We start from the raw sequence: 12,494 nt of genomic DNA on the forward strand, positions 1-12,494 counted from the left end.
AATTTATTTAGCGTTAAGATCTAAAACTACATTTGCTTTTGTCAACAGTTGAGCAGCTTGTTTATAGTCAACAGGAACAACTTTCACTTCATATTGCGATTGTTGTTGATCAATATCAGGATAAGCAGTCGAAATATTTGCATATGAATTAAGTACTTTTATCGAAACAATTTTACCTTTCAAAACCATATTATTTTTATAAGGAACTTTTAAATTGACGATTTGATTTTTTTGCAATTGTCCGATTTTATTCTCAGGAATTGTAAATCTAAAAAATGTAGTTTCTTCCAAAATCCCGTTTGCAATAGAATATCCAGCCAAAGCTAATTCTCCAACTTTTAGATTAATTGTTTCAACCGTCATGTCTTGTGGTGCTTTGATGTGTCTTTCCGCCTCAGCAACATCTACTTCTTGCAAAGCTCCCAAAGCACGCTCTTTTTGTCCCAAAGCCATTTGTTGTTGCTCTACACGCGCACCATTTTCGGCATCAGCTAATTCCGCTTTTGCAGCTAAATATTGGTTTTTAGCGCCTTGATATTTAGCATAAACTTCATCATAACTTTGTTGTGGGACAAGACTATCTCGAAGCATATTTTTTAATCGATGATTTGATTTTTCTGCATAATCTAATTGCTCTTTCAAGCCAGCAACTTTTGCGCGCAATTGTTTCAATTGATTATCTGTAGCACCTTTTTTCGCCATTTCATATTGAGCTTCGGCAGAATTTACTGCACCTTCTGCTTGACTTTTCTTCGCATCAACTTCTGGTAATTGTAAGATAAAAAGCGTTTGTCCTTTTTTTACTTCATCACCTTCGTGAACTAATATTTGATCTATTTTTCCTGGGATTTTTGTTACAACGCTAATTTGATCGCGCTCAATTTTACCTTGAAAAATAGTTTGCTCTTCTTTTTTATTTTCCTTGTCAGATGATTTACAATTTGTAAAAAGTATTAATCCGCTTAAAGCAAAAATATAGTATAGTGTATTTTTCATGATTTTAATTTGATAATTGATTAAATAATTCTCCAGAAGTTTGAAGTAATTCGTAGGTTTTAGAGCGTTGATCCAAGATTTGAGCATAATAACCTAAATTGGCTTTGTAATAATCATTTTCGGCAGCCAAACGCTCGGTTACATCTATTAATCCTTCTTGAAATTGTCTTGATGCGATTTCTAAATTATTTGTTGCAATGGTATTTTGTTGATTATTTACTTTCAATTTTTCAGTAGAAGTTTCGTAATCAATTTTGTTTTTACTTAATAATAAATTCAGTTTTTCTTGGGAATCTTTTAACTTGTTTTCATTTATTAAAATGTCAGTTTTCGCTTGTGCTAATTTATTTTTATGTTGTCCGCCATCCAACAATTCCCATTTTGCGCCAATACCAATCAAAATATTAGGAAACATCGAAAATTGGTTCATTTTCAAATTAACATCACCTAATATATCAACATCTTTTAATTTGAAACGACTTCCAAAAATTGACGTATAATTGGTGTTCGCGAATGCAAAAACTTGTGGTAAGTGTGAACCTTTTTCTTTTTGATATATAAATTCGTAAGCTTTCACAGAGTGTTCAAGTGCTTTCAACTCTTTTTTATTTTCTAAAGTATAACTTGAAGCAAGAATGTCAATTGGCGCTAGTTCGTATTGAATTTGTTGAAGATCTTGTTCAGACAGATGCGTTAAAGTTTCTAATTTTTTGTACAGTAATTGTCGATTACCATTCAGTTCTACTTGTCGAGCTTCTAATTCTAGCATTGCTAATTTTATTTTTTCACGATCGTATGGAATAGCTAAACCATTTTGAATTGCCTTTTGAACTTTAAGATGCTCTTTATCCAAGCGTTTTGCAGAATTTGAAATTAATTCTTCTACTTTGACCAATAACATCAATTGATCATAGGTTTGTAAGATATCTTTGGTTATAGTTTCTTTTTCGGCTTCTTTCAAATAATCTAAAGCAGTACTTTTTTCCTGAATAGCATTCAAAGCATTTGGAATTTGTAATCCCGAAAATATAATTTGAGTAGCGTTAATTCCGACAGTAAATAATCCTGCTGAGGTATTGAATTTTTGATTACCCGAAAACAATTCTGTGGACAAAATATCGATTGATTTGGTTGGAATATCGATGATTCCGTTCGAGTTTAGATAACCACCCAGTGCAATTGCAGATAAATTTGGTTGTCGTTTACCTTTTACTTCGTCATATTGGTAATTGTTTTTTTCGACTTCCAGTTGTTTATTTTTTAATTCATAACTTGACTCAATCGCTTTTTCAACAGGCAATCGAAGTTGCGGATCAATCAATTGTTGTGCAAATCCCGAAATAGAAGTCAATAATGGAATAAAAGATAAATATCGAATAATAAGCATCCTATAATTTTAGCATAAAATTAACAAAAAATATACCATGAATAAAAGTCAATATTAGAATATCATTAAAAATAAAAATCCTGAAACTTTTTAAGGGTTCAGGACTTCCAAAAGTTGCCAAAAAAATGGCGCATAGTTCAATGTATTTAATATTTATTATCAATAATATCCAACGTTTCGTTTAATGACTCTTTCATCATTTTCTCTAAATAATCCGTCGTACTTTTATTGATTGTTTCGTCTATATACTTAGTTCCACCAATTGTTTCGCTATATTTTAAAGCATTATTTTTAAGGTCTAGAATATTAATGTAGACATATGTTTTGGCGATGTATTTCTGTTTGTTGGCAGGATCATAATCAAGACCCGATTTTATATTAATCAAAACTAAATCATCTTGATTAATCGCTTTTTTTAAATCATTAAATTTAACTTGATTTACATTTTCCTTTGTGATTAATTCATTCGGAACTAAATTTTTATCAAATCTATCAATCATTTGATAAGTGTACTTGTTGTCGTTTAATATTTTTTCAGATTTATCACGAATTACTTTTACAATATCAAATTTAGAATTTATTTGTTTAAGCTGATTTTCAATTGATTTTGAATCAATATTTTGATCTAAATTTTGAGAATTATGATCAAAAAAACCAAGAGAATCTATATTAATCAGAACACCAACTTTATTTACAGGAACGTCTAAAGCACTTTCGTAAGTTACCGTATTAAGTGCTAATTCTTTTGGAGCTTCTTTTTTTTGCTCGCAAGATTGGGTAAAAAACAATACCCCAACTATTAAATAAACTAATTTTTTCATACGCTATCCTATTACCTCTTTAAAGATAGTGATTTATAATGTTTTATAATAGAATTATTCCTAATAATTTTCTTCTTCTTCATCGTCAAAAGTTTTGGCAATTTTTTCAATGTTTAAGCTTTTTGCCATTGCATCAAAAATCTCTTTATAAGTGCCGTTCATTTTGTATACATCTTCATGAATTCCGTGTTCTACAACTTCACCTTGTTTCATCACGTACGTATAATCGGCATCAATAATTTGAGAAATACTATGCGAAATAATGATAACTGTTCGATCTTTTTTGATGGCATCCAAACTATTTTTAATCTGTTCCGTCGCAATTGCATCCAAACTTGCAGTAGGTTCGTCCAAGAAAATAATCGGCGGATTTTTGAGAAACATACGTGCTATGGCAATACGTTGCTGTTGACCACCAGATAACAATAAGGCTTTGGATTGATAAGCTTCTGGCAAATCCATAATTTGTTCATGAATATAAGCACGTTTTGCGGAATCTTCTATTTCTTCGAAAGTTGCGTTTACATTTCCATAACGAATATTTTCTTCAATCGTTCCATTAAAAATGTGATTTTTTTGTAAAACCAATCCAATATTATCACGTAAAAATTGCGTATCATATTCTTCTAAATCAATTCCGTCAAGTAGAATTTTTCCAGAATCAGGTTGATAAAATTTATCCAATAGATTGATAACTGTACTTTTTCCCGCGCCAGACAAACCAACCAAAGCTGTAATTTTATTGGGCTGAATTGTCATGTTGATATTTTTCAAGGCTTTGTAACCATTTGGATAAGAAAAGTCAACATTTTGGATTTCGAATTTACCTTTTAAGTTTGTTGGAATATAATTTCCAGATGATTCTTTTTCGTCATCCGCTTTTAAAATTGCAAAGAAACTTTCGGAATATATCATCGCATCATTCATTTCATCATAAATACGATGCAGTTGACGAATAGGAGCCGAAACGTTGTTGAACAACAAAATATGGAACATAATTGCGCCAATTGTCATTTGTCCATCAAGAACCAAATATGAAGTTAAAATGATGATAATCACCATACTAAATTGCTCGATAAAGGATTTTAAACCATCAAAAAAGAAGCTTGTTTTACGTGTTTGCATTTGATTATTCGTCAATTCTTTTTGCAAATCAAGTTGTTTTTTACCTTCGATATCTTCTCGGTTAAATGATTTAATTACTGTAATTGAATCAATTATGCTGATAATTCCTTGCGATTTTTGTTCACGATAACCTCTTAAGTTACGTCGCCAACCACTCAGCTTTTTAGCTTGTTGTTGTGTAATAATGAAATAAATCGGAACGATACAAAGTCCAACCAATCCAACATAAAAATTAGCGTTGAACATCAAAATTAAAGCAACAATTGAATTGGCAAAAAGAGGTAAAATATCGATAAAAAAGTTTTGAACTAAACGTGTCAAGCTTTCAATTCCTCTGTCAATACGAGTTTGAAGTTTTCCTGCTTGATTATCTTGATTCGTATAAAATGCCATTCTGTAGGTCAAAATCTTTTCGATAATCGCTTGTGCTAAATCTTGCGAAACAAAAATTCGAAGCTTTTCTCCATAATATTTTTGACCAAATGTGATGAATGCATTCAAGATTTCTTTAGTCATCAAAACAATCGAAATAAACGAAATGATTTTCAGACCTTCTTTTAATCCTTTTCCAGCTTCAACCAAACCATTTATAGAATCTACGGTATATTGTAAAATAAGGGCGTTTACTTGTGAAGTAAAAGATCCAACTAAGGTTAGGAGCAAAGTTGCGACAACCAAAGAACGATAAGGTTTTACAAATGGACGTAGATTTTTAAACAGTTGGATGATTGTCATTTATTATTCTTTTAACGGTTGTTCTTTCACAAAAACGTGACCAACTTTTGTAAAATCGTAAGCAATCTCGTACAAATACTCTAACAAATCTTCAATCAGTTCAGAATCATTTTGCAAAGCCTCTGTTTCAATTTCCGTATAAACAACAGTTTTTTCTCTAAACTCTATTGTTTTTGGTAAATTTTCTGTTTCATATTCACCGTAAAGCCGAATATTTTGTAACAATAATTGCAAAATTTTCTTCATCAATCGAATATGTTCTGAAGTTAAAATGACCGAATTATTTTTCTTTAAAATTTTAACTAAACCAACTGAATATGAGACAAATGACTGATTGAAAATAGTAAATTTATTCAGTTCATTAGCATTTTCCTGTTTTCCTTTCGGTTCAGAAATGACACGCTGAAAAACTGAATTAATATTTGCCATTGCAATAAAAACATCTTTTCTAGCTAATTTATAATCAGTTGTAGAAACTTCGTTGTCGGCTAATTTTTTAAAAATCAAATAAATAAACTCATAATTTGCAATCAATGCTTTTTGAATATATTCGTTCATATTATTTTTTTCCCAAGTTGGTAAAATCAAATAACTCGAAATAAACGCCATAAATCCTCCAACAAGTGTGTCAATAAAACGTTCTTGAATTATATACAATGAATCTTTTTGCGAATAAAAACTAAATGAAATAAGAATATACGCGGTTAAGTAAAATGTACCGATTGCATATTTGTGACGAATAAAAGTGTAGGCCATTAACATGAAAATAAGCATTAAAGCAAATCGGATACTGTGTTGAGGAATTATCAATAATATTAAAACTCCGACTAATCCACCGCCAATTGTTCCTTTCAAACGCTGAAAGTTTCGTTTTTTTGTTACACTAAAACCAGGTTTTAAAATTACTAAAACTGTCATCAAAATCCAGTAACTATGATAAGTCATCGGAATAATAAATGTGACGCCATAAGCTAATAACATCACTATTGATGCACGAATTGCATGTCTAAAAATAGAAGATTTTAGATTCAGATGATCTTTCAACTTTCGTAAAGAATAATCAACTGTAGGTTCAAAATGTTCGGCATGATCTAGTGGATTTTTCTTTTTTTCTGTGAACGAATCATCATAAAAAAACTTATGAATAAACTCTATTTTATAAACAATTTGCTTTAGATTGATGTAAATTTTAGATAAAACGATTGGTTTTTGTCCTTCTGCATATAATTCTTTGATGGCATCATCAATCTTTTTTAACTCAACTTCAAAGTCAAAAGTAGATTGTTTAGGACGTTTGTTCGAGTTAATATGATAAGCAATCATTTTAAGTTCATGCGCTAATTTATTCATTAAATTATAGATTTTGCGCATTGCTTTTGTATCGCCATAAACTTCTCGAATTTTCACATAATCATATTGATTTGCTGTTACATTCTCAAATATATCCACCAAATCAGAGAAAATAAATACAATCGAACGCCCAATTGGTGTCTGGTCTTTTACCAATTTTTTGTTCGAAAAAACTAATTCACGAACTAAACTTTGTTTTTCATTAATTACAACATGTTCGTCGATTAATTTTTTGATAATATCATCATAATTTGAGTCTTTATCAAACATAGAAGCCTTGATTCGAATGTATTCAGAAATATGAATCATTGTATCAGCTAAGTTTTGCTGCGCCATACGATAAGGACGAAAGGTACTAATAGCTAGACTAAAAATAGTGTACCAAGCTGCTCCAGCCGTCACAAAAAGCGCAATATGAAGAGGACTTAACTCATGTCGTAAATCATTCATATTCATTACCATTGACATCATAATGACCATTCCAAGCGCACTTGTACGTTGTCCCCAAACGGTTAACATGTTAGAAAAGAAAACGATAACTGTTAAACAAATACCTAGAAATATTGGGTAACTATTAATCGTTTTGGTGAAATACGAAACAAGGAAAATCAAGAGTACGGAAAGCCACATCAGGTTTCGGCGTTCTTTAAATGGACCAGGTGTATCCGTCATGTGCGCTAAAACTGCACCAAGACTTATTGTTACACCGGCATATAAATCGCCAAACAAGCTGGCTACGATAGGTGGAATGATAATCGCTAAAGAAGTTTTTAAGCCATCTGAAAGCGCTTCTCCGTAGATAAAGTTTTCAATTTTATTGATGATTTTCAAGTGTAATTTTTTAAGGTTGAAAATTGTTGTATAAAATTAACACAACTTTTTTCGAAACCCAACTAAACTCGTGAAGTTTTTAGAATATGAAACCCATCAATGCTTTGTGTAAAAATTAAAGTTGTTATGCCGCCATCAATAATTTTGAATTTTTTCTTGATAACGTCTATTGGTTGATTATAATTTTTGACCAATAAATTCGCTTTAATCTTTAAAATTTCTTTTTTCGGATTTTTAATTTCTTCTTCAATCAGGTAAATTTTTCCAGGAAAATTTTCTAAAAGTTCATTCGAAGTATACAAATGTGTATTTTGATGAAGTTTGTGAAGATTGAATTTTTCGCTCAATAATTTGAAAGCACCAGTTTTTAGAATCGCAACATTTGGTTCGTAAATATAATGTTGAATTCCTCCAAAACTTGCATTTGCACTATATTCTTCTTCAAAATGAAAAGAAAATTCGGATTGATTATTTTCTAAATTAACAGCTTTTATCAAAGGATTTTTCGTTGAAGAATTTTTATCTAAAATAATTAGAAAATCTTTCACTTCATTTTTTAATGCAACAATGTGTATTTCGGAAATCGAATCAATTTGTTGTAGGGTAGAAGTGATGTCCAATAAAGGCGAAAGCTTGATGATAATTTTCTCCGTTTTTTCGAAAAAAGTTGGAATCCATTCTAAAATATTTGGTTCTAAATCTTCCAAAATAAATTTTCTTCCGCTCGAATTTCTTCTTGCTGGATCAAGATAAATCACATCAAATTTTAAAGTAGGATTTTCTTCAAAAAAAGATTGAAAAGTACCTGTGTAAGTTTCTAAATTTGATGCTAAAATTTTAGCATTATGTTGTACAATCTCACTTAATTCAGGATTTTGTTCGATGTGATATACTTTTTCAAAATTCTTTGCAAAAGCAATAGTATCAATCCCAAAACCTGCGGTTAAATCAATCAAATTTTTTCCTTTAACTAAAGTTGATTTATAATTTGCTGTAGCTTCCGAACTTGCTTGTTCCAAATTAATTGAAGGTGGGAAATAAATATTTTCTGTCGAATAAAATGTTGGAAATTTATGTTTTGAAACTTGAATTCCTTTTAATTGTTGTGCAATTTCAGCAGAAGAAATTTCATCAAACAACGATTTTTTCAAACCTATAGATTTGATGTCTTCATGTTCGATCGTTTTTAGATAATCTTGAAATTCTTTTGTTAAAATAGTTGGATTCAAATTGTTATTTTTTAATCATTTTAGTATTTGCTACAATATCACCTAAACGTTGACTTTCTTTGGAATTGTTTATAATTAAAATTCCAATTAATCCACCGAAAATAAAATAATCTATAGGATCGAAAAGATGACGAATAAAAGATTGCGAAAAACTAATTGGTTTTTCTGTTTTAGCATTTACAGGTTGCAAATTTAGGATTAAATGACCTAAAGTTCCATGTAAAATAACTTCAATCACAATAAAATAAATAAACCAAAAGATAAAAATAGGTAAAGTATTTATTCCGTTTACATTATAACTTCCGTCATTTACTAAAGTTCCAAACTTATAAATATAGAGCGCTGCAATGATTATAAATACTGCGTAATCAATAAATCCCGCTATAAGTCGTTGAAAAATGTATTTATTAGATTTCATAATTTTTAAGAAGTTTTATCAAAGCAAAATGAAGTTCATCTTGTTCAGAAGAAGTCACTTCGATATGCGATAAATTATTTTCTAAGGAAATATTAAAACCTTCTTCAATATCATTGTAATAAATAATATAATTCTTGATTTTACCTACAATCCAAAAATAATCTTCATTGCTATAAGAAGGAACTTGTCTTTTTTCTGGAACTATTTTTATAGAATTCCAAAAACACAAAACTTCAGTATCCATAACAGTTACTGAAGTTTCAATTATATTGTTGAGTTCTTTTAATGAAATTGGTCTCCAATTCATGTAAAAACTATTTTTTTTCCTCTTTTTCTGCCAAACGAGTTGGAACAATCGGAACAAAAAGTGCTTGTTTTACCACTTTTTCTTTTGGCGATTTTTCAATCACATCCGCAGGATTTCTAAACTTATTTACACCAATTAATTTAATGGTTTGCTCATCAAAATCTTTTTGCTCTTTTTTCGCGCTCGTGTAAACAAAATCTTGAATAGTTTCGTTTTGTAAAGCTTTTACAAAACCGCCTACATTTTGTATTGTTTTGAACAATTCTAACGCATTTTCAGCCATTTGATTTGTCAAACTTTCGATGTAGAAAGAACCAGCAGCGGGATCAGCAAATTGGTTTAAATAAGATTCTTTTTGCAACAATAATTGTTGTTTTGCGGCTAATTCTAATCCAAAATCAGACTCTTTATTTACTTCATCATACGATCCAACAAAAACAGCATCGCTTGAACCGAAAATAGCCGAAGAAGCTTCTATTGTAGAGCGAATAACGTTGTTGTAAATATCTAATTTAGATTTATTGCGATCTGATGTTGAAGTGAAAATAAATGCTTCACTTTCTTTGTTATATTGCTCCAAAATCATTTTCCATAAAAAGCGGAATGCTCTTAATTTTGCAACTTCGAAGAAATAATTACTTCCAACAGCGAATTTAAAATAGATTTTGTCCGCAATATCAGCTCCAAAATTTTCTAAATATTCTACAGCATGCGCAAGTGTTATCGCGATTTGTTGAACATGATTTGCACCAGCATTTTGATAAACATCTCCTTGAATTGAAATTACTTTTTCGAAATTTTTCAACGCTAAAGATTCTTTCACAACTTCTTTTGATGCTTTTTCTGAATCATTTTGCCAAAGTCCATTCTGAGCCAAATATCCATAAATATCTAAATCTAAATATTTCAGATTTGGAAGATTTTCAAGCGATTTTAAATCAGAAGTTCCATCATATTTAATGAATAAATCCAGATAATTAGGAAGTTCTAATGAAGGATTAACTTGATTTTGATCAATCAAATATCCGTACAAAAAGCTGTAATCTTGGTTTTTATTTTCTGTATATTTCGAAATAATTTTCCAATCTTTTGACGATTTTGGTAAAGGTTGCACAGCCGAATAATCGACATCATCCTTTGTATATAATGGTTTTACATTTATTTGATCGTTCGTTCCCCAAACCAAGGTTTCATTATATTCTAAACCTTTTAGCTCGACTTGAACTTTATTTTTCCATTCTTTTTCAGAAATAGAATCAAAATTTTCAAATAACTTACTCATTTTCTTTATTTTGTGGCTTCGTAACTTTTTCTTGCTGAATGATAAAAATATCTTCATCATCTTTTTTCAAGAAATGCTTTTCTCTTGCAATTCTTTCAATTTCAGCAGGATTACTATTTAGTTGATTTAATTTTTCAGATTCAGTATCCAAGTGTTCTTGGTAGTATTGTTCATCAACTTCTAATAATTTGATTTGTTTATCCAACTCGCGATGTACGAAAAAAGAATTTTGGTCGAAAAAAATCATCCAAACAGCAAACGCAACCGTTAGAACAAAGTAACGATTCCAAACAAATTTGAATACACGTGTATCCTTAATTTTTCTTTTCGGTACTTCTGGTGTAAGTTCTTCGTCAAAGATTTCTTCCGGTTTTTCTTTCATTATACAGTAGTTTTCGAGTTGAGTTTTTCTTTAATTACAGTTGATAAAACTTTGATTGCGACAGAATTTTTCTTTTTCATATTCGGAATAATAATGTCTGCATAATTTTTAGATGGTTCAATAAATTGCTGATGCATAGGTTTTAACGTTTTTTGGTAACGCGTTAAAACTTCATCCAAATCGCGTCCACGTTCTTGGATATCACGACGTACACGACGAATTAAACGCTCGTCAGAATCGGCATGAACAAAGATTTTTACATCAAATAAATCGCGTAAATCTGCATCAGTTAATACTAAAATTCCTTCTACAATAATAACCGATTGCGGATGCGTTAAAATCGTTTCTTCCTTACGACTATGCGTAATAAACGAGTAGACAGGTTGTTCGATTGATACTCCATTTTTCAATAAAGCGACATGTTCTTTTAGTAATTCGAAATCAATTGATCTTGGATGATCAAAATTGATTTTAGAACGTTCATCAAAAGATAATTCAGGATGATCTTTATAATAATTATCTTGAGAGATAACGATAACGCTTTCCGCATTAAGATCTCTTAAAATATTATTTACAACAGTTGTTTTTCCCGAACCTGTTCCTCCTGCAATTCCTATTACCAGCATTTTTGTTTTATTATTTTTTTTAATTTCGTTTGATGTTTCCATTGCAAGAGTCCTCGTAAAATTTCCTTAAAGATAAAATTTTCCTATCAGAAATTAAAATAAAAAGAAATCGATTCTTGCAAAATTTTAAATGTTGTCGTGAAGAAGTTTTGGTTGATTGATTTTGAGAAAAGAAATAATTATCAATGCATTTAAAAAATGATTGATTTATTATTCGATTATTTAGATGTAGCTCAAACATTTAGGTTTATTTACACAAAAAAAGTACTTTGCAGTACTTGGTTTCTCTTAATCGGATGCAAAGGAAAGAAAAAATTATAAAAACTTTATCTTTTTTATCATTATATTTATAAAATCAGAACTATTATAAAATACTAAACTATGAACGATTTAATCTCAATGTCTACTATTTTTTCGTTATTTCTCGGAATAGGATTAGCCGCTGCTGCTGGTTTTCGGATTTTTCTTCCCTTATTTGTACTGAGTTTAGCTGTTAAATTTGGAGGTAGTTTTATTAATCTCGACGAAAGTTGGATGTGGGTTGGGAGTACACCGGCTCTTATAACACTTGGTGTAGCGATGTTAGTAGAAATTGGAGCTTATTATATTCCAATTATTGATAATTTGTTGGATACGATTGCGGTTCCTTTAGCTGGAATTGCAGGAACAATAGCGGTTGGAATTACGATGCCAGAAATGAACGAAGTCGCAACTTGGGCTTTGGCGATTATAGCTGGAGGAGGAACAGCGGCTGCGATTAGCGGTACAACAGCGGCTGCAAGAGCTGTTTCGACCACGACAACTGCGGGAGCAGGAAATTTTTTGGTTAATACAGGAGAAACGTTTAGTTCTATTGTATTAAGTATTACGGCAATTGTATTGGCTCCTTTAGCATTTATTTTTGTACTAATTATTTTATATGTCTGTTATAGAGCATATAAAAGTGTCAGAAAAAAAGGTGATCAGTTATTGGCGGAAGAATTGTGAAAGAGTGAAGAATTATAT

The 12,494-nt window shown here is 30.4% G+C and carries 12 protein-coding genes; 1 reads left to right on the forward strand and 11 read right to left on the reverse strand.

Annotation, left to right across the window (positions count from 1 at the left end):
* Window positions 1–3: 3 nt before the first annotated feature.
* From B4A23_RS10035 to udk, 11 genes are all read right to left on the reverse strand, one after another.
* Complete coding sequence (locus B4A23_RS10035) at window positions 4–996, reverse strand: HlyD family secretion protein (RefSeq protein ID WP_280050129.1); 993 nt, start codon at window positions 994–996, stop codon at window positions 4–6.
* Between the two features lie 4 nt (window positions 997–1,000).
* The gene (locus tag B4A23_RS10040) at window positions 1,001–2,383 is read right to left on the reverse strand and encodes a TolC family protein (RefSeq protein WP_291119561.1); all 1,383 of its coding nucleotides are present in this window, start codon (window positions 2,381–2,383) and stop codon (window positions 1,001–1,003) included.
* Window positions 2,384–2,529: 146 nt separating this feature from the next.
* Window positions 2,530–3,204, reverse strand: coding sequence for a hypothetical protein (locus B4A23_RS10045; RefSeq protein ID WP_291119563.1), 675 nt, complete (start codon window positions 3,202–3,204; stop codon window positions 2,530–2,532).
* Window positions 3,205–3,264: 60 nt separating this feature from the next.
* A complete protein-coding gene (locus B4A23_RS10050; protein ID WP_291119566.1) occupies window positions 3,265–5,064 on the reverse strand; it encodes an ABC transporter ATP-binding protein in 1,800 nt (599 codons plus the stop codon).
* 3 nt (window positions 5,065–5,067) lie between these two features.
* On the reverse strand, window positions 5,068–7,245 hold the full coding sequence (locus B4A23_RS10055) for an FUSC family membrane protein (protein ID WP_291119569.1): 2,178 nt from the start codon (window positions 7,243–7,245) through the stop codon (window positions 5,068–5,070).
* Window positions 7,246–7,307: 62 nt separating this feature from the next.
* A complete protein-coding gene (locus tag B4A23_RS10060) occupies window positions 7,308–8,474 on the reverse strand; it encodes an RsmD family RNA methyltransferase (protein ID WP_291119572.1) in 1,167 nt (388 codons plus the stop codon).
* A 4-nt stretch (window positions 8,475–8,478) separates the two neighbouring features.
* Window positions 8,479–8,892, reverse strand: a complete 414-nt coding sequence (locus B4A23_RS10065; RefSeq protein WP_291119575.1) for an RDD family protein — start codon at window positions 8,890–8,892, stop codon at window positions 8,479–8,481.
* Complete coding sequence (locus tag B4A23_RS10070; protein ID WP_291119578.1) at window positions 8,882–9,199, reverse strand: hypothetical protein; 318 nt, start codon at window positions 9,197–9,199, stop codon at window positions 8,882–8,884. The genes B4A23_RS10065 and B4A23_RS10070 overlap by 11 nt, the downstream gene beginning before the upstream one ends.
* 7 nt (window positions 9,200–9,206) lie before the next feature.
* On the reverse strand, window positions 9,207–10,481 hold the full coding sequence (locus B4A23_RS10075) for a methylmalonyl-CoA mutase family protein (protein WP_291119581.1): 1,275 nt from the start codon (window positions 10,479–10,481) through the stop codon (window positions 9,207–9,209).
* Entirely contained in the window at window positions 10,474–10,863 is a 390-nt protein-coding gene (locus B4A23_RS10080) for an FtsB family cell division protein (protein WP_291119585.1), read from the reverse strand. The genes B4A23_RS10075 and B4A23_RS10080 overlap by 8 nt, the downstream gene beginning before the upstream one ends.
* Entirely contained in the window at window positions 10,863–11,531 is a 669-nt protein-coding gene (gene udk, locus B4A23_RS10085; RefSeq protein WP_280062662.1) for a uridine kinase, read from the reverse strand. Before udk ends, B4A23_RS10080 begins: the two co-directional genes overlap by 1 nt.
* A gap of 339 nt (window positions 11,532–11,870) precedes the next feature.
* Here udk and B4A23_RS10090 point away from each other — a divergent pair, with 339 nt between their 5' ends.
* Entirely contained in the window at window positions 11,871–12,476 is a 606-nt protein-coding gene (locus B4A23_RS10090; RefSeq protein ID WP_084106959.1) for a DUF4126 domain-containing protein, read from the forward strand.
* Window positions 12,477–12,494: the final 18 nt, after the last annotated feature.

Source organism: Empedobacter sp. UBA7248, from assembly GCF_002472945.1.
GTDB classification, from domain to species: domain Bacteria; phylum Bacteroidota; class Bacteroidia; order Flavobacteriales; family Weeksellaceae; genus Empedobacter; species Empedobacter falsenii_C.

Bases quoted from the DNA above. Each gene is read 5' to 3' on its own strand.
- B4A23_RS10035 (WP_280050129.1), bottom strand. From the start codon at position 996: ATGAAAAATACACTATACTATATTTTTGCTTTAAGCGGATTAATACTT.
- B4A23_RS10040 (WP_291119561.1), bottom strand. From the start codon at position 2,383: ATGCTTATTATTCGATATTTATCTTTTATTCCATTATTGACTTCTATT.
- B4A23_RS10045 (WP_291119563.1), bottom strand. From the start codon at position 3,204: ATGAAAAAATTAGTTTATTTAATAGTTGGGGTATTGTTTTTTACCCAA.
- B4A23_RS10050 (WP_291119566.1), bottom strand. From the start codon at position 5,064: ATGACAATCATCCAACTGTTTAAAAATCTACGTCCATTTGTAAAACCT.
- B4A23_RS10065 (WP_291119575.1), bottom strand. From the start codon at position 8,892: ATGAAATCTAATAAATACATTTTTCAACGACTTATAGCGGGATTTATT.
- B4A23_RS10070 (WP_291119578.1), bottom strand. From the start codon at position 9,199: ATGAATTGGAGACCAATTTCATTAAAAGAACTCAACAATATAATTGAA.
- B4A23_RS10075 (WP_291119581.1), bottom strand. From the start codon at position 10,481: ATGAGTAAGTTATTTGAAAATTTTGATTCTATTTCTGAAAAAGAATGG.
- B4A23_RS10080 (WP_291119585.1), bottom strand. From the start codon at position 10,863: ATGAAAGAAAAACCGGAAGAAATCTTTGACGAAGAACTTACACCAGAA.
- udk (WP_280062662.1), bottom strand. From the start codon at position 11,531: ATGGAAACATCAAACGAAATTAAAAAAAATAATAAAACAAAAATGCTG.
- B4A23_RS10090 (WP_084106959.1), top strand. From the start codon at position 11,871: ATGAACGATTTAATCTCAATGTCTACTATTTTTTCGTTATTTCTCGGA.